This window comes from Nocardia beijingensis NBRC 16342, from assembly GCF_001612785.1.
GTDB lineage: Bacteria > Actinomycetota > Actinomycetes > Mycobacteriales > Mycobacteriaceae > Nocardia > Nocardia beijingensis.
Genome location: NZ_BDBC01000010.1, coordinates 231,881 through 247,330, shown reverse-complemented (window position 1 = coordinate 247,330; position 15,450 = coordinate 231,881). Strand labels below are relative to the sequence as shown.

Annotated in this window: 18 protein-coding genes; 8 read left to right on the top strand and 10 right to left on the bottom strand. The window is 69.1% G+C overall.

Annotated features, from left to right (window positions below; genetic code table 11):
• Positions 1-405: 405 nt before the first annotated feature.
• Complete coding sequence (locus NB3_RS06385) at positions 406-954, top strand: ester cyclase (RefSeq protein ID WP_169810647.1); 549 nt, start codon at positions 406-408, stop codon at positions 952-954.
• Positions 955-969: 15 nt separating this feature from the next.
• Here the strand turns inward: NB3_RS06385 and NB3_RS06380 are convergent, their stop codons facing one another.
• Positions 970-1,698, bottom strand: a complete 729-nt coding sequence (locus tag NB3_RS06380; protein ID WP_084485850.1) for a TetR/AcrR family transcriptional regulator — start codon at positions 1,696-1,698, stop codon at positions 970-972.
• Between the two features lie 637 nt (positions 1,699-2,335).
• On the opposite strand from NB3_RS06380, the gene NB3_RS36520 reads away from it, so the two are divergent.
• Positions 2,336-2,467 carry a hypothetical protein gene (locus NB3_RS36520; RefSeq protein WP_280516568.1) on the top strand — a complete coding sequence of 44 codons (132 nt, stop codon included), beginning with the start codon at positions 2,336-2,338 and terminating at the stop codon, positions 2,465-2,467.
• A 127-nt stretch (positions 2,468-2,594) separates the two neighbouring features.
• Here NB3_RS36520 and NB3_RS06375 read toward each other — a convergent pair whose 3' ends face one another.
• From NB3_RS06375 to NB3_RS06365, 3 genes are all read right to left on the bottom strand, one after another.
• On the bottom strand, positions 2,595-2,996 hold the full coding sequence (locus tag NB3_RS06375) for a PaaI family thioesterase (protein ID WP_067797871.1): 402 nt from the start codon (positions 2,994-2,996) through the stop codon (positions 2,595-2,597).
• 172 nt (positions 2,997-3,168) lie between these two features.
• On the bottom strand, positions 3,169-3,918 hold the full coding sequence (locus NB3_RS06370; protein WP_067797868.1) for an SDR family oxidoreductase: 750 nt from the start codon (positions 3,916-3,918) through the stop codon (positions 3,169-3,171).
• Positions 3,919-3,992: 74 nt separating this feature from the next.
• Positions 3,993-4,364 (bottom strand): Rv1352/Rv1906c domain-containing protein, encoded by a 372-nt coding sequence (locus tag NB3_RS06365; RefSeq protein ID WP_067797865.1) that lies wholly within the window; start codon positions 4,362-4,364, stop codon positions 3,993-3,995.
• Between the two features lie 430 nt (positions 4,365-4,794).
• Here NB3_RS06365 and NB3_RS36775 point away from each other — a divergent pair, with 430 nt between their 5' ends.
• The 3 genes from NB3_RS36775 (at position 4,795) to NB3_RS06350 (ending at position 7,640) form a co-directional block, all read left to right on the top strand.
• Positions 4,795-6,138 (top strand): N-acetylmuramoyl-L-alanine amidase, encoded by a 1,344-nt coding sequence (locus tag NB3_RS36775; protein ID WP_067797862.1) that lies wholly within the window; start codon positions 4,795-4,797, stop codon positions 6,136-6,138.
• A gap of 95 nt (positions 6,139-6,233) precedes the next feature.
• Positions 6,234-7,268 carry a CobW family GTP-binding protein gene (locus NB3_RS06355; RefSeq protein WP_067797859.1) on the top strand — a complete coding sequence of 345 codons (1,035 nt, stop codon included), beginning with the start codon at positions 6,234-6,236 and terminating at the stop codon, positions 7,266-7,268.
• A gap of 180 nt (positions 7,269-7,448) precedes the next feature.
• Complete coding sequence (locus NB3_RS06350) at positions 7,449-7,640, top strand: hypothetical protein (protein ID WP_084485926.1); 192 nt, start codon at positions 7,449-7,451, stop codon at positions 7,638-7,640.
• Here NB3_RS06350 and NB3_RS06345 read toward each other — a convergent pair.
• From NB3_RS06345 to NB3_RS06330, 4 genes are all read right to left on the bottom strand, one after another.
• A complete protein-coding gene (locus NB3_RS06345; RefSeq protein ID WP_067797853.1) occupies positions 7,630-8,643 on the bottom strand; it encodes an AraC family transcriptional regulator in 1,014 nt (337 codons plus the stop codon). The genes NB3_RS06350 and NB3_RS06345 overlap by 11 nt on opposite strands.
• Positions 8,644-8,765: 122 nt before the next feature.
• On the bottom strand, positions 8,766-9,200 hold the full coding sequence (locus NB3_RS06340) for a molybdenum cofactor biosynthesis protein MoaE (RefSeq protein WP_067797846.1): 435 nt from the start codon (positions 9,198-9,200) through the stop codon (positions 8,766-8,768).
• Entirely contained in the window at positions 9,187-10,245 is a 1,059-nt protein-coding gene (gene moaCB / locus NB3_RS06335) for a bifunctional molybdenum cofactor biosynthesis protein MoaC/MoaB (protein ID WP_067797844.1), read from the bottom strand. The genes NB3_RS06340 and moaCB overlap by 14 nt, the downstream gene beginning before the upstream one ends.
• Positions 10,242-11,486 carry a molybdopterin molybdotransferase MoeA gene (locus NB3_RS06330; RefSeq protein ID WP_067797841.1) on the bottom strand — a complete coding sequence of 415 codons (1,245 nt, stop codon included), beginning with the start codon at positions 11,484-11,486 and terminating at the stop codon, positions 10,242-10,244. The genes moaCB and NB3_RS06330 overlap by 4 nt, the downstream gene beginning before the upstream one ends.
• Positions 11,487-11,648: 162 nt before the next feature.
• Between NB3_RS06330 and moaA the strand changes: the two genes are divergently transcribed.
• Positions 11,649-12,707, top strand: coding sequence for a GTP 3',8-cyclase MoaA (gene moaA, locus NB3_RS06325; protein ID WP_067797838.1), 1,059 nt, complete (start codon positions 11,649-11,651; stop codon positions 12,705-12,707).
• Entirely contained in the window at positions 12,700-12,942 is a 243-nt protein-coding gene (locus NB3_RS06320) for a MoaD/ThiS family protein (protein WP_067797835.1), read from the top strand. Before moaA ends, NB3_RS06320 begins: the two co-directional genes overlap by 8 nt.
• 104 nt (positions 12,943-13,046) lie before the next feature.
• Here NB3_RS06320 and nadE read toward each other — a convergent pair whose 3' ends face one another.
• On the bottom strand, positions 13,047-13,871 hold the full coding sequence (gene nadE, locus NB3_RS06315) for an NAD(+) synthase (protein WP_067797832.1): 825 nt from the start codon (positions 13,869-13,871) through the stop codon (positions 13,047-13,049).
• A gap of 22 nt (positions 13,872-13,893) precedes the next feature.
• Positions 13,894-14,499, bottom strand: coding sequence for a TetR/AcrR family transcriptional regulator (locus NB3_RS06310; protein ID WP_067798464.1), 606 nt, complete (start codon positions 14,497-14,499; stop codon positions 13,894-13,896).
• A 142-nt stretch (positions 14,500-14,641) separates the two neighbouring features.
• Here NB3_RS06310 and NB3_RS06305 point away from each other — a divergent pair, with 142 nt between their 5' ends.
• On the top strand, positions 14,642-15,211 hold the full coding sequence (locus NB3_RS06305; RefSeq protein WP_067797830.1) for an NAD(P)H-dependent oxidoreductase: 570 nt from the start codon (positions 14,642-14,644) through the stop codon (positions 15,209-15,211).
• The last annotated feature ends 239 nt before the right edge of the window (positions 15,212-15,450 follow it).

Below are 15,450 nucleotides of genomic sequence, written 5' to 3'. Positions count from 1 at the left end.
GCATCGTCGAATCAGCGTGGAGACAGCCGGAATCGCGGCGCCGGTAAACCTGTTCGGCCTTGGCGTCGTCCGGCGGTGAAGTGGTTCCGCGGTAGGAGGTCAGTGTCCACCCATGGTAGGAGGGGCGATTCGCGAAGGTCAATACGGAATTGTTCTCGCCGCAGCTCGAAAACGTTGGCGGGCAACTAATGACAACTTCGTCATCGACGCAGTTCAGAGCGCTTATGACGGGATTATTCTGACGTTATTACAGAGTTATCGCCGGGTGGAACCGGTGTGAATTACATCGTTATTCCGGTGTTATTCCGCGTCGTTCGCCCGCACGCCGCCGGAAGGTGTTGAGTGCGCGGTCCATTCGTGGCTACGATGGCTCGGCATAACGCAGTGGGGCGAAAGGCGATGGGCGTGGATTCGTACAACACCGGGCAGTTCCGCATCGAGGCGGAGGCCGAACCCATCGAAAGCCTGGAGTGGCTGCTGGCGTTCACCGAGCAATACATCGCCGGCTGGAACAGCGGCGACGGCGCGGCGGTGGCGAAATGCGTCACCGAGGACACGATCTGGCACGACCCCTCGTTGGACGCGCCCGCGCACGGGCCCGCCGGCGTGGAGAAGTTCGTCGCGGACACGGTGCGTTCGTTCCCGGATGTCGCCTACACCAACCCGTTCCCTCCGGTGCTCGCCGCGGACAACCGGCTGGCCTTGGTGCCGTGGCGGATGACCGGCACCCATCTCGGCCCCATCGACCCGCCCGGTTTCGGCCCGACCGGAAAGACGATCGATCTGCTGGTCATCGACGCGTGGCAGTTCCGCTCCGGGTTGATCTGGCGCAGCCAGGCCACCTGGGACCTGACGGAGATGCTGCTGCAACTGGGTCTGATGCCGCCGCGCGGCAGCGCCGCCGAGCGCGCGATGGCACGCGCCCAGCGGTTCAGGTCCAAGCTGCCGTTCTGAACCCGGCCACCCGGCTCACTCGCCGAACAGCGTGGCGAACCGTTCCACCGCGAGCAGCACCGAGGCGCCGACGGATTCCAGCTCGGCGCCCATGCCGACGAGCAGATTCACGATCGCGGGCACCAGCACTTCCAGCAAACCGTCGTCGCCCAGGTGACCGGCCATCTCCAATTGGATGAAGCCGAACAGTCCCATCCACAGCTGCGCCGCGGCGGAACGGACGTCGGCGGTGTTGATCAGTCCGGCGTCCTGTGCGCGCTGCACCGCGCCGACCACGTGGTCGAAGGTCTCCGCGTAGTGTTCGAACTCCGAATCGTGCCCGGCCACGAGCACATTGCCGCGGTTGATCTTCAGGTCGATGCGCGTCCCGGTGCCGAACATGAGCTGGAACAGTTCCGGTCTGCGCTGGGCCTCGTCGCGGAATACCAGGCCGAGCACGAGCAGATCGGTGATCGGCTCGTCGGTCACCCCGGCCGCGGTCATGCGCTCGGCCAGCTGCGCGAAGCCGGCGGAACCCGCCGCCCGGATCAGGCCGGGCATCCCGCCGAAGTTGGAGTACACCGCCATCGTGGAGACCCCGCACATGCGGGACACGCGGCGGACGGTGAGCGCGTGCAACCCCTCGGTCGACACCACCTCGACGGTCGCGTCGATCAGGCGATCGCGCAGCGCGGTGTTCATCGTGTCCGTCCCGGCGGCCGGGCGCACGGCTAGTTCGGTTGTTCCGGCAGTCTGCTTGGTCATCGCTTCCGTTTCCCCCTACACGGTCACGCTGTGACGCATAGCCGCACCGCTGCGCTGTCTTCGGGAAGGCGGTATCGCCGCTCGACCGCGGGCGCCCCGGTCCTCATCACCGCGCCGGCCATCGATCGCGGGGCGGGTGGAACGACGTCGACTTCGATCGATGCACCATCGATTCGCCCGGTCCGGAAAGCTGATCGTGGTTCATCGCGCACAGATATCTCCGTTCTTGCCGCACGAACGGGCGGGCAGAGCATGAGGTGGAGCCGCGTTCGCGGGCTACGAAGAGCAGACGCACCCGCCGGGAGGTGCGTGTCGGAGGTGAGTGTCGTCACTGAAACTCTATGTGATACAGCGTAACATCCACAGTCATTCGGCCAAATGTTTTGCGCGCTATCCGAATTCATCGCAAGCCACGTGGTTGTGACATCGGAGGACATTCGGGCCCGAGTTCTGGAGCCGATGACAATCGCCGTCGGCTCGGCGCCGGGCGCGCGATGTCGTGAATTGGACAAATAAGACATGGACCCGGTGGACACCTCGGTAATCGGTGGCTGCCGATTCTCCCTCTGCGCGGTCACGAACACGCGGCAACGTTATCGTTCGCAAGGGACAGTTTCGTGGGTGGGAGGTCGGCCGGTTGACGACATCGATTCCGGGAATCATCGCGTGGCCGGTCATCGGGTTCGTCGCGGCCGTGCTGGCGGGCCGGTGGTTGCTGGTTCGCCACACGACCGTCGACCGGCTGCTGAATCACCTGTTCGGCTGGTAAGTGCCGAGTCTGCTGCTGTATCGCTGCGACAGGACACCCGGCAACGCGCGCCTGGCCCATCGGCTCTCGCTCGGCCGCACGGTGATGGCATCGATGTGCCTGCAAGGGATCGTGCGGTCGGCGTCGGTCAGAGCACCGCTTGGGTCTGGGTGACCTTCGCGACCAGTTTCTCCGCGTCGTCCCTGAGCACCGTCTCGACCACGATGAACGAGCGTCCGGCATGCAGCGGCGCCGACGACGCGACGACATGCCCGGAGCGGACGGCGCGCAGGAAGTTCGTCTTCGACTCCACCGTGGTGGTGCCCTGCTTGCCTTCCGGCAGGTTGAGGAACGCGCAGACCGCGCCGGTGGCGTCGGCCAGCGACATCAGCACCCCGCCGTGCAGCGCGCCGCCGAGCGTGCACAGCGATTCGTCCCAGGCCAAGCGGCTGCGCACCAGATCGGGCCCGTGGGCGAGCACCTCGACGCCGAGGCGTTCGGTGAACGGCATGGTCTGGTGGAACAGCTTGGTGCCCATCTCATCGATCATGGCCGCGATCCTGCCCGCCGCCGGTCGCGGGGTCGATTACCTCGCGGGTAATCGCCGCACTTCGCCGCTCGGGAATCGGCACGACTTCCGTCACGGAAAGCGCGATGCGCGCAGGTCCGGCTCGACCCGACCGTGGGCTGCGATTCCGTGCGGTTGCGTCGCTTCGTGCGGTTCAGCTCATCCGCGTGACCAAGGCGTCGGGCAGATGGGGGAGCGCCAGGTCGATCAACCGCCACGGCCACCCGGGAACGCAGGCCCGGCGCCGCTCCTGCTCGATGGCGGCCACCATCGCCGCGACGCCCTTGTCCAAGGGCGCGACCATCCGCGCGTCGCCCGCCTTGGCGGCCATGTCGGTGGCGATGAAACCCGGCAGCAGGGTGGTCACCGCGATCGGCGAGCGCGCGAATTCGGTGGCCAGTGCCGCGCCGAGCGCGGCGAGTCCCGCCTTGCTCGCCGAGTAGGCCGCCTTCTTTCCGGGGAGTCCGCGCACCGCGCTCATCGACGCGACGAGCACGAGGTGCCCCGCCCGCTGTGCGCGGAAGATCTCGAGCGCCGCTTCCGCCTGCGCGAGAGCGCTGACGAAATTCGTGGTCGCCGTGGCGAGATTCGCGTCGGCCCGTCCGCTGCCGATCGGCGCTCCCTTGCCGATCCCGGCGTTGACGATCACCCGGTCCAGACCACCGAGCTCGTCGCGCAGTTCGCCGAAGACGACCGGCACCGCCGCGTGGTCGTCCACATCGAGCGCGCGCACCGCGACGGTGATCCCGGGACGAGCCGCCACCAGTTCGTCGCGCAGTGCCGTGAGCGCGTCCAGCCTGCGGGCGCACAGTGCGAGATCGCGGCCCTCGGCGGCGAAATCGCGTGCCATGGCGGCTCCGAGACCCGCACTCGCCCCGGTGATCAGAATTTTCTTCCGCGTCATGCGGCCGACCCTAACGGCGCAATCCGACTCTGTCCGTCGTCGGCCTGCGCCTGGCCGGAGCGAAGGCTACGCCCTCAGCCGCCGGACGAGCCGGTCGGTGGTGGGCTGGCCAGCAACCGCCACGGTCCGCAGTTCTCGGTTTTGAACCCGACGTCGGTCGGCTTGATCTGCACGCGGACCGGGCCGAGCCGGGTGTAGTTGTTCGCGATGATGTACTGCATGTTCGTGTTGTCCCCCTCCAGCTTCCACAGCCTGCGCCAGTCGCAGGCGTAGGCGGGGTCGGGCGTGCCGGGCGCTTCCCAGAGACCTGGCGCGATGTCGACGCCGACCAAGTAGACGCCGTCGTACGAGATGGTGTTCGCGGGTTCGGCCGCCGCCGTCGCGGCGCCGAGCAGGGTGACGGCGGAACTCATGGCTCCCGCGAGTAGGAGCGCGCTAGCACGCATACCGGTTCTCCTTGACTTGTACTCCCGCCGCGTCGTCGTACGCCCGCCGTCGCGGCCGAATCGGGAGATCCCCGCATCTCCGCGGCAACCAATACCAGAACCGACCGGGTGGTGTGCCCGAATCCGCGATTTCAGCCCGGCCCCTACGAACTGGGCAATCGCCAAGGAAATTCGGGATGATCCTGACAAATTAGGAGACAGTTTGGATTTTCGGCGTGCCGAAAGCGACAATGTCGAGCCGGTGGCGTTACGCTCTGCTATCTCTGCGCAAATCGCCGGGGCCGGTTCGCCCGCCGGGGCGTCGCGCACGCTGTAACGCTTCGATTACACCGCTTGCTTTGCTGATACATGCGTTGCCAAAGTGACCATTGGGTTTGGTGTTACAAGTGGGAAGGGAGGGGCGCTCCGTTCCGAGGGCGCCGACCGCACTATGAAGCCAAGCATCGTCAAAGCCGGTATCTGCACCGCGGTGACGGCCGCGGTGACGGTGACGTTGTCCGGATTGCTTCCGGTCAGCGCGCAGGCGGCGCCGTCGCCGCTGGACATGTCGAAGAAACTGGCGGGCAAGACCGTATTCCTCGACCCCGGCCATCAGGGGTCCAACCACTCCCAGGACTTGGCCAGACAGGTCAGCGACGGTCGCGGCGGCACCAAGGACTGCCAGACCACCGGCATGACCACCATGAACGGCGTTCCCGAGCACACCATCACCTGGAACGTCGCGCAGGTCGTCAAGACGTCGCTGGAGACGCTCGGCGCGCATGTCGTGTTGAGCCGCCAGGACGATATGAACTGGGGTGGCTGCGTCGACGACCGTGCCCGCGCGGCGAGCCAGTCCGGCGCCGACGTCGCCGTGAGCATCCACGCCGACAGCGCGCCGGCGCAGGATCGCGGGTTCCACCTCATCGTTCCCGAGCTGCCCATCCCGGATCCGATCGTCGATCAGGTCCAGTCGGGGGCCGGACTCGCCGCGTCCAGGTCGGTGCGCGACGCGTATCGCGACGCGGGATTCCCGCCCGCCAACTACGGCGGCGTGGTGGACGGTCTGCAGACCCGTAGGGACATCGCCGGGCCCGCGTTGACCACCGTTCCGCTGGTCTTCCTCGAGATGGGCAACGGCGCCAATCCCGAGGACGCGGCATCGCTGGAGACACCGGACGGGCAGCTCAAGCATGCGATCGCGCTGACCACGGGCGTGGTCGGATACCTGCTCGGCGCACCGCAGCCCGGCGCGGCACCGGATCAGCAGGGCGGCCAGAGCGCGTCGTTCGACCATCCCGCCGTCGCCACCGAAACGCCGCAGGCGCAGGCCGGAACGCCGCAGGCCCAGACGAACCCGTTCGCGCCCCAGGCGCAGACGAACCCGTTCGCGCCCCAGGCGCAGACGAACCCGGTGGTGCCGCAGGCCCAGCAGATTCCCGCGGTGCCGCAGAGTTCCACGACTCCGAGTGTGCCGCAGAGCCCCGCTGCCCCCGCGGTGCCGCAGGCGCAGTCGGCGCCGAGCAGCACGACGCCGAAGCCCGCGCCGGGGACGGCGACACCACAGTCGTCCGGCACGTCCGCGGCGCCGAAATCGCCGGGCACGTCCGGAACGCAGTCGCCGGGGACGCCCAACGCGCAGCAGTCACCCGGCGCCTCCGGAGGCAACGCCTCGATCATGGAGTTGCTGATGCCGCTGGCGAAGATGCTCGGCCTGGACAACAACGCCATCGCCACGGAACTGATCAATCTCGGCTACAGCCTGGCGGGCATGCTGCTGGGCCCCGCGAAATAGTCCGCACACCGAACCCACCCGACGCCATCCCCGGCACCGCCGAGGGTGGCGTCCGGCTTTTCCCGCGGGTCGCGCGGCGCACTAGGGTGAGCGGAATGGCTGACCGGATTCCTGTTGTGCTCGTCGCGGGGTTTCTCGGTTCCGGGAAGACCACGCTGCTCAATCACCTGCTGCGGGACAACCGGGGGACCCGGATCGGCGTGGTGGTCAACGACTTCGGTGCGATCAACATCGATTCGATGCTGGTGGCGGGGCAGGTCGACGCCATGGTCTCGCTCGGCAACGGATGCGTGTGCTGCGCGGTGGACGTCACCGAACTGGACGAGCTGTTCACCCGGCTCACCCAGCCGCGCGCCGGGATCGACGTCATCGTGGTGGAGGCCAGCGGCTTGGCCGAGCCACGCAACCTCATCCGGATGGTGCTCGGCAGCGACAATCCGCGCCTGCGCTACGGCGGCCTGGTCGAGGTGGTCGACGCCGAACAGTTCCCGGACAGCAGTGCCCGTCATCCGGAGCTGCGCACGCATGTGCGGTTGGCCGACCTGGTGGTGCTGAACAAGGCCGACCGGGTGACGCCAGAGCAACTCGACCGGCTGCGCGCGGATATCGCGGCGCTGGTCGGGCCGGTCCCGGTGTACGCGACCACGCACGGCCGGATCGATCCGGGGCTGCTGTTCGACCGACCCCGGCGCGAGCGCCCGCTGGTGGCCGAGCAACTGAGCTTCGACGAACTGCTCGTCGAGCACGATCACGACGACCACGCCGGACACCGTCATCTGCACGACGACTACACCAGCGTCTCCTTCGCCAGCGAGCGGGAACTCGACCCGCGCAAATTGATCGGTTTCCTGGAGGACCCGCCCGCGGGATTGTTCCGGGCCAAGGGCTTCGCCGCGTTCGCAGTGGCGGGCGAACGCAGGAAATTCGTCCTGCACATGGTCGGCCGCCACATCGTCTTCGAGCCGGGCGGGTGGTCACGCGGTGAGTCGCGGGGAGCGCGACTGGTGCTCATCGGTGCGGGTCTGCCCACGGACGCGGCCTTGACCCGGCTTCGCGACACCGTGCACGACGACGCCGAACCGCTCGATGCGCAGAGCATGCTCGGGGTGTGGCGCTATACGCCGCACTGAGCGCGCAGATTGGCGCGTTCGGCCGCGACGTGTCGCGTTCGGTGCTGGTGACAGAGCGGTCTTTTCATGAGACTGAATGCGTGTCCGCCGGTGGGCCGGCACCGGGAGCGTACTGCCGCGCGCGGCGCCGCTCGGCAGCCGATGACCGACCGAATCGTTCCGCGACCGATGGGAGTTTCCGTGTCAGATTCCATGGAGAGCGCCACCGCGTACGTCATCGAGGTACTGGAGGCCAAGGGCACCGCCACTCGCGAGGACTTCGACGTTCCCGCGATCGTCGCCGAGACTCACGCGATCACCAACAGCTGGGATTTCCGCGCGATCGAGGACGCTACGTTCTGGTCGATCGCCGCGCGGTTCATCAGGCCGTGACGCTGGGCTCCGTGCGCGGGGCGTGGCCGGCCAGCGACCAGCGCCGAGCCGCGCGCCGCAGCGATCCGGGGTCGGAGTAGCCGAGGATCTCGGCTTTGCGCGATGGGCTCAGCGGCCCCGCGGCGGTCGCGGCGACCAGCCGCGCACCGCGAGCCCGGTCCAGCTCGGCGCGCCAGGTGGTGCCCGCCTCACGCAACCGCCGCTGGAGCGTGCGCGGGCTGGTGGCCAGCCTGCGCGCGACCCGTTCCAACGACGCGTCGCCTTCGTCCAGGCATTCCGCCAGAGCGGTCGCGACGCGCTCCGGCCATGCGGTGGCCAGCGGCGGCGGTGGCGGAAGCGCTGCGGCCAAGGGCCGCAGGATGCCTGCGAGAACCGGATCGCTCGTGGTCAGCGGCAGATCCATGTCCGAGGCGCGAAAGGTCATGGCGTCCACCGGCGCGTCGAACTCGATCGCTGTGGTGCCGAAAACCTCGATGAAGGCGCCGATCTTGGCGGGCGCCTGCTGGCGCAACGCCACCCGCAGCGGAGCAAGCGGTTCACGCACCACGCGCCGGGCGCGGCTGAGCACCGCGCTCAGCCCCCAGAGCTGGGTGAGATCGCGGCCGCGGCCTTCCCCGTCGATGATGTCGAGATACAAGGTGACCTCGTCGTCGTTCTCCGCGACCAGGTCGAAACGGTGGTTGGTGGTCACCGCGGTGACGTACGGCCCGCAGGTCGCCAGTCCGGCCCCCAGCGTCGGCGCCGAGGAGAACAGATAGTCGTAGAGCCCCAGGCAGGTCAGCTGGTAGCGGCTCGCCACGTTCAGCGCGACGTCCGGGTCGCCGAGTTCGAGTTCCCCGATCTCCCACAGCCGGGAGAACGTCTGGCTGGGCAGGTGCACGTCGTCGCCCGCCATGGTCCACTCGGGCAATCCGGCTTCCCGCAGCAGCCGGTCGCGGTCGACGCCGGCCGCGGTGAGTTGCGAGATGACGAACCGGTGGAGCAGAACCTGGTCGGTTCCCATGGCGTGCTCCCTTCTGCCGCCGCGACCGATCGGCGCGCCGCCGGTCTCCGAGTGAAGCGATACCGCGCGCACACGCTATACCGGCCGTGTTGATTCGTCATGAGATTCATGTCACGGTCGGATCACCCGCAGGCGTTCACCCATTCGGACAGTCCGTCGGCGAACAACTGGCGCTTCCAGATCGGGACTTCGTGCTTGATCCGGTCCACCAGTTCCGAGCAAGCGGCGAACGCCGCGCCACGATGCGCGGCCGCCACCGCGACGACGATCGCGCGGTCACCGATGCCGAGCGAGCCGACGCGGTGCACGGCCGCGACCGGCAAACCGTGGGCGGCGGCGAGGTCCGCGCAGACGTTGCGCAGGAACCGCTCCGCCTGCGGGTGCGCGGAGTATTCCAGCGCCGAGACCGCCTGCCCGCCATCGTGATCGCGGACTTTCCCGGTGAACACCACGACCCCGCCGTAATGTGGTCCCGAGACCGCTTCCTCGACCTCCGCTGGGTCCAGCGGCTGGTCGCTGATCCGGGCGAGCCGGACCGTGGCCTCAGCCGTTGTCATGACTTCCACCTCCGGCGACTTGTGCGAGCAGATGATCCAGCAGCGGCTCCAGCACCGCGATGCCGTCCTTCACGCCACCCGGCGAGCCGGGCAGATTCACGATCACCGAGCGCCCCGCCAGCCCGGCCACGCCGCGGCTCAGCGCCGCGAGCGGGAACTTCGCGGTGCCGCGCTGCCGGATCGCCTCCGCCACACCGGGTAGTTCGCGATCGAGCAAGGCGAGGGTCGCTTCGGGGGTCGCGTCGGTGGGGGAGGCGCCGGTTCCGCCGGTGCTGATGACGAGCGCCGGTTCGAAGCGCAGCGCGTCGGCAAGGCCGAACTCGATCTCGGCGTCGGCGTAGACCAGCGGGCCCCGCACCGAGAAGCCGAGGCCGGACAGCCAGTCCACGAGCATCGGACCGGTGGTGTCCTCGCGGGTGCCCGCCGCGACCCCGGTCGAGGCGACCAGCACCACGGCCGAGCGTTCGTCCTCGCCGAATTCCGGCTCGACGTAGTCGGAGGTGTCCTGCTCGTCCGCGTCGGCGGACAGGTCGTCGCCGGTGGGCTCCACCTCGCCCTCGTCGGCGGCCGCGTCCTGCGGGCGCTCCCAATGTCCGCGTTTGCCGCCTTCTTTGGAGAGCAGGCGCACGCCGGTGAGCACCGCCGCGGGATCGACCGCCTTCACCATGTCGTGCAGGGTGAGCCCCGCGACCGCGACCGCGGTCAACGCCTCCATCTCGACGCCGGTGGGACCTTTGGTCTTCGCGGTGGCCTCGATGGTGATGGCGCTCTCGGTGAAACCGAACTCCACCCGCACCGACGACAACGCCAGCTGATGGCACAGCGGGATCAGTTCGGAGGTCTTCTTCGCCCCCGCGATGCCCGCGATGCGAGCGGTGGACAGCACATCGGCCTTCGGCATGTCGTCGGCCCGTACCAGCGCGACCACCTCGGCCGTGGTGCGCAACTCGCCTGCCGCGACGGCGATCCTGGTGGTCTCGCTCTTCTCGCTCACGTCGACCATGCGGGCACGGCCTTCGTGGTCGACATGGGACAGCTCGCTCATAAGGACCAGACTCGCACAAGCGCCCCTGCGGGCAGCGCGGTGACCTCCGCGGGCACATCGATCAGCACGTCGGCGTTCGCCATCGCCGCCACCAGATGCGAGCCGGGACCGGACACCACCTCGACCGCCCGGGGCCGTCCGTGCGCGCACGATTCGCCCTGATGCTCGCGGATCAGCTTGCCCCGCAGGAACTGACGCTTGCCCTCCGGCGAGCGCGCCACGGCGTTGAACAGGGGAAGTTCGTAGGCGTCCACCTCGGGCAGACCGGCGAGACGCCGCAGGATCGGACGGGCGAACACTTCGAACGACACCATCGTGCTGACCGGATTGCCGGGGAAACTGAGCACCGGCACTCCGTCGACGACGGTCAGCCCCTGCGGGCCGCCCGGTTGCATCGCGACCGAGCCGAACCGCCCGCCCAACGGTTCGAGCACGTCCTTGACCACCTCGAAGTCGCCTTTGGACACACCACCGGAGGTGAACACCACATCGGCGCGCTCCAGCGCGGCCGACAGCAACGCGCGGAAACGCGCCGGATCGTCGGTGCTGTGCGCCACCGAGACGACCTCGACGCCGTTGGCCGCGAGGGCCGCGGCGAGCGCGACGCCGTTGGAGTTGTAGATCTGGCCGGGACGCAGCGGTTTCCCGGCCGCGACCAGTTCGTCGCCGGTGGTGATCACCGCACCGCGCACCGCGCGGAAGACCTCCACCGCGGACAACCCCACCGCGGCCAGGGCGGCGACATGCCGGGGGGCGAGCACGGTGCCCGCCCGTGCCAGCAGGTCGCCCGCGCGGACGTCCGTGCCCGGTTCCCGCACGAATTCGCCCGCGCCGCGGCCGCGTTCGATGGTCACCGTGCCGTCGCCCGCGCTGGTGTCCTCCACCGGCACCACGCAGTCCGCGCCCGGCGGCATCGGCGCACCGGTCATCACCTTCATCGCCGCGCCGTGCGGCAGCGGCGCCCGGCCCGCGGCGCCGGCGGCGACGACCCCGGCCAACGGCAGGGTGACCGGCGCGACCAGCACCGAGTCGGCCCGCACCGCGTACCCGTCCATCGCGGAGTTGCGGAACACCGGCAGCTCGATCGGCGAGCGGACGTCTTCGGCCAGTTGCCTGCCCAGCGCCCGCGCTATCGGGACGGACTCGACCGCGCGCGCGGCCAGCGGCCGCAGCAGCTGTTCGATGCTGTCGCGGTGGTCGTCGACGGGCCTGGCCGCGACGTCGGCGGGCCGAGGGTTCATGGGAGTCAGCCTAACGCCCGATCCGGGCGGTTTTCCGCGTCCGTCGCCGCGCCGCGGTCATCCGAGCCAGTGCGAGCCCTCACCGCCGATTCGCGGCCGCGGTGAGCCGAAGTAGAGCATTCCGCCCACAGACGAATCGGGACAGGCGGTCATAATGGACGTGTGACTCTGGTCGAGATCGGGATTCCCACGGTGCGTTCCGGGCGTCCCTCGCTCGCCGGCCGTCCCGACACCCCCTACTTGCTGGATCGTTTCGGACGCGTCGCCCGCGACCTCCGGGTATCCATCACCGAGAAGTGTTCGCTGCGCTGCACCTATTGCATGCCGGAGGAGGGGCTGCCGGAGATTCCCCGGCACGAGCTGCTCACGGTGGACGAGATCGTCCGGTTGGTGCGCCTCGCGGTGCGCGAGCTGGGGGTGCGCGAGGTCCGGTTCACCGGGGGCGAGCCGCTGATGCGCCGCGACCTGGAACAGATCATCGCGGGCTGCCACGCCGCGGTGCCGCACATCCCGCTGGCCATGACGACCAATGGCATCGGACTCGAGCACCGCGCCCTCGGGCTCGCCGCCGCCGGTCTGCACCGGGTGAACGTCTCGCTGGACACCGTCGACCGGGCCGGATTCGCCCGGCTGACCCGCCGCGACCGTCTCGAGTCGGTGTTCGCGGGCATCCGCGCCGCTCGCGCCGCCGGACTGGCCCCGGTCAAGGTCAATGCCGTCCTGATGCGCGAAACCCTCGCCGGCGCGCCCGATCTGCTGCGCTGGTGCCTGGACGAGAGCTGCGAGCTGCGTTTCATCGAGGAGATGCCGTTGGACGCCGACCACGAGTGGGCCCGCGCCAACATGGTCACCGCCGCCGAACTACTCGGCGTGCTCGGCACCCGGTTCTCCCTCGACGAGGTGGGCCGCCCCGACCCGTCGGCCCCCGCGGAGAAGTGGCTGGTCGACGGGGGTCCCGGCACCGTCGGCATCATCGCCACGGTCACCAGGAAGTTCTGCGACACCTGCGATCGCACCCGGCTCACCGCGGACGGCATGCTGCGCTCCTGCCTGTTCAGCGACCAGGAATTCGACCTGCGTCAGGCGCTGCGCTCCGGCGCGGGCGACGACGAGGTCGCGACGCTGTGGCGCGGGGCGATGTGGAACAAGTGGGCAGGTCACGGCATCGACGCCGAGGGCTTCGTCCCCCCGGAGCGGACGATGGGAGCCATCGGTGGTTGAGATCCGCTATTTCGCCGCGATCGCCGACGCCGTCGGCAAGGACGGCGAGACCATCGATTTCCCGGCCGGAGCGACGGTCGCCGACCTGCGCGCGAGCCTGGCGGCGACCTACGGCCCCGACCTGGACAAGATGTTGTCGGTGTGCGCCTATCTGGTCGGCGACGAACTCACCCGTGACCCCGCGGTCGCGCTGAGCCCGCGCGTCGACGTCCTGCCGCCCTTCGCGGGCGGATAGGCCGCGCCGACACCTCAGCCGCCACGAGCAACTGTGTCAGCTGTCGACGGCGGCTTTTCCGGCGTCGGCGCGGCGCCGTATGCCGCGTCGTGCGCCGAGGTCCGTTAGCGCCACCAGGTGTCCAGCGGCGACACCGGGACGGTGCGCTTGTGCCGGGTGTTACGGAAGATGCTCTCCAGCCGTTCGGCGACCTCGGGGGTGACCTCCTTGCCCTCCAGGTAGTCGTCGATCTCGCTGTAGCGCAGACCGAGCGCTTCCTCGTCGGGCAGTGCGGGCCGGTCGTCCTCCAGATCGGCGGTGGGCACCTTGGCCCAGATGCTGGGGGGCGCGCCGAGTTCTTGGAGCAGGGCTGCGCCCTGGCGCTTGGTCAAACCGGTGAGCGGAGTCAGATCGACGCCGCCGTCGCCGTACTTGGTGAAGAATCCGGTGACCGCCTCGGCCGCGTGGTCGGTGCCGACCACGAGCAGGTTCTCCTGCCCGGCCAGCGCGTACTGGATCACCATGCGTTCGCGCGCTTTGATGTTGCCGCGCACGAAATCCCGCAGCTGGTCGGTCTGCAACGCCGTCGCCGTCTCCGCGGCCGCCGCGTTCACGCTGGGCCGGACGTTCACCACGACCTGCCGGTCGGGCCGGATGAAGGTCAGCGCGGTGAGCGCGTCGGCCTCGTCGGCCTGCACGCCGTAGGGCAGCCGGACGGCGAGGAAGGTCGCGTCCCCGCCGTCCGCGCGCACTTCCTCGGCCGCGAGCTGGCACAACCGGCCCGCGAGAGCGCTGTCCTGCCCGCCGCTGATCCCGAGGACGAAACCTCGTGCGGGCGTCGCGTTCAGATAGTCCTTGAGAAAGTCGACCCGGCGGCGGATCTCGTCCTTCGGTTCGATCGTGGGCCGGACACCCAATTCGCTGATGATCTGTTCGCGCAGGTTCCCCATGGCGCCCGAGTCTACTGATGACTCAGCGGGCGACAACGCGCCGAACGACGCGCTCCCAGTTGTCCCCGATCTGCTCGCGGGTGTAGCCGAGCACCTGCATCTGGTGCATGACCAGCGCCGCACCCAGCATCGCCAGCAGCCAGTCGGCCACCAGCGTGACCTCGCCCGGCATCTCGGCCTCGCGCAGCAGCATCGTGACGTGCGCGCGCAGCAAGCTGTAGGGCCCACCGGAATAGCGTTCGCTCGCCTCCCCGAGTTCGGCGGCGCGGTGCAGCTCGCCCGCCACCTCGATGTCCAGAAGCCGGGCGCGCCCGAAGGCGATCAATCGTTCCACCGGAGGCGCGCCGGGGCCGAGCGGCGGCGGCCCGAAGATGAACGACTCCTGGTATTTCCGTTCCGAGTGGTCCAGTAGCGCGAGCAACAGTCCGGATCGGCTCCCGAACCGCCGGAACACCGTGCCCTTGCCGACCCCCGCGCGTTTGGCCAGGGCGTCCATGGTGAGACTGTCGACGCCCTGCTCGCGCACCAGTTGCTGCGCCGCGTCCAGCAGGAGCCGGCGGTTGCGCGCCGCGTCGGCGCGTTCGGCGGGTTCCGCCGTGCCGGGCAACGGCGTGCCGACGTCGAGCAGCCGGGGCGCGCCGTCGGGGGACACGTCCGGTGTGGGGTAGTTCACAGCGCTCACGCAGACTCCGCGGGAAGTAATCGGACCATGGTCCGGTTAGTGTGTGGTGAACGTACGGACATCACTCATCAGTACACCAGGAGTCGTCATGAGCCAGACCCGCATTCTCGCACTCGTCGGCAGCCTGCGCGCGGCCTCGGTCAACCGGCGGATCGCCGAGGCCGCGGCGCACACCGCGCCGGAGGGTGTCGAGGTCACCCTCTACGAGGGGCTCGCCGACATCCCGTTCTACAACGAGGACATCGACGTCCCCGGCTCCGTTCCCGCCGCCGCCCAGGCGCTGCGCGACGCGGTCGCCGAGGCCGACGGCCTGCTGGTGGTGACTCCCGAGTACAACGGCACGCTCTCGGCGGTGCTGAAGAACGCGATCGACTGGGCCTCCCGTCCGTACGGAGCCGGGGCCATCAAGGGCAAGCCCGCCGCCGTGGTGAGCGCGTCGATCAGCCCGAACGCCGCGCAGTGGGCGCACGGTGACGCGGTCAAGGCGCTCGGCGTGGCCGGCGCGCGGGTGGTCGAGTCCGCGCACCTGCACTTCGGGGTCATCGGCGAGCGGTTCGCCGCCACGCATCCGCGCGACGACGCCGAGGCGCTGACCCAGCTGGCCGGCACCGTGCGCGATCTGGTGGAGGCCACGCGCGGCGAATTGGCCTCGGTGTAAGCTCCTCCTCCGGTCTGAACGAGGGCCATCGCCGCGGGGCGCGGCGGTGGCCCTCTTCGTTGCCCATAAAGTTTGCTGAAAGTAAGCTGACGCGCCGAAAAGTGATCTGCGCCACTGTTTGGCCGGGGGGTGAATCGAGCGTACTGGTACTTCTCTCCGTGGAATTTCATCAATGTGACTCGCTACATGTCGTGTTGTAGGAATCTGTCGGCCACTAGGTGTAGTGTCTTCGGTACTGG

Excerpts from the sequence above, each read along its gene's own strand:
- NB3_RS06380 (WP_084485850.1), bottom strand. The coding sequence starts at position 1,698 with ATGACCAAGCAGACTGCCGGAACAACCGAACTAGCCGTGCGCCCGGCC.
- NB3_RS06375 (WP_067797871.1), bottom strand. The coding sequence starts at position 2,996 with ATGATCGATGAGATGGGCACCAAGCTGTTCCACCAGACCATGCCGTTC.
- NB3_RS06370 (WP_067797868.1), bottom strand. The coding sequence starts at position 3,918 with ATGACGCGGAAGAAAATTCTGATCACCGGGGCGAGTGCGGGTCTCGGA.
- NB3_RS06365 (WP_067797865.1), bottom strand. The coding sequence starts at position 4,364 with ATGCGTGCTAGCGCGCTCCTACTCGCGGGAGCCATGAGTTCCGCCGTC.
- NB3_RS36775 (WP_067797862.1), top strand. The coding sequence starts at position 4,795 with ATGAAGCCAAGCATCGTCAAAGCCGGTATCTGCACCGCGGTGACGGCC.
- NB3_RS06355 (WP_067797859.1), top strand. The coding sequence starts at position 6,234 with ATGGCTGACCGGATTCCTGTTGTGCTCGTCGCGGGGTTTCTCGGTTCC.
- NB3_RS06345 (WP_067797853.1), bottom strand. The coding sequence starts at position 8,643 with ATGGGAACCGACCAGGTTCTGCTCCACCGGTTCGTCATCTCGCAACTC.
- NB3_RS06340 (WP_067797846.1), bottom strand. The coding sequence starts at position 9,200 with ATGACAACGGCTGAGGCCACGGTCCGGCTCGCCCGGATCAGCGACCAG.
- moaCB (WP_067797844.1), bottom strand. The coding sequence starts at position 10,245 with ATGAGCGAGCTGTCCCATGTCGACCACGAAGGCCGTGCCCGCATGGTC.
- NB3_RS06330 (WP_067797841.1), bottom strand. The coding sequence starts at position 11,486 with ATGAACCCTCGGCCCGCCGACGTCGCGGCCAGGCCCGTCGACGACCAC.
- nadE (WP_067797832.1), bottom strand. The coding sequence starts at position 13,871 with ATGGGGAACCTGCGCGAACAGATCATCAGCGAATTGGGTGTCCGGCCC.
- NB3_RS06305 (WP_067797830.1), top strand. The coding sequence starts at position 14,642 with ATGAGCCAGACCCGCATTCTCGCACTCGTCGGCAGCCTGCGCGCGGCC.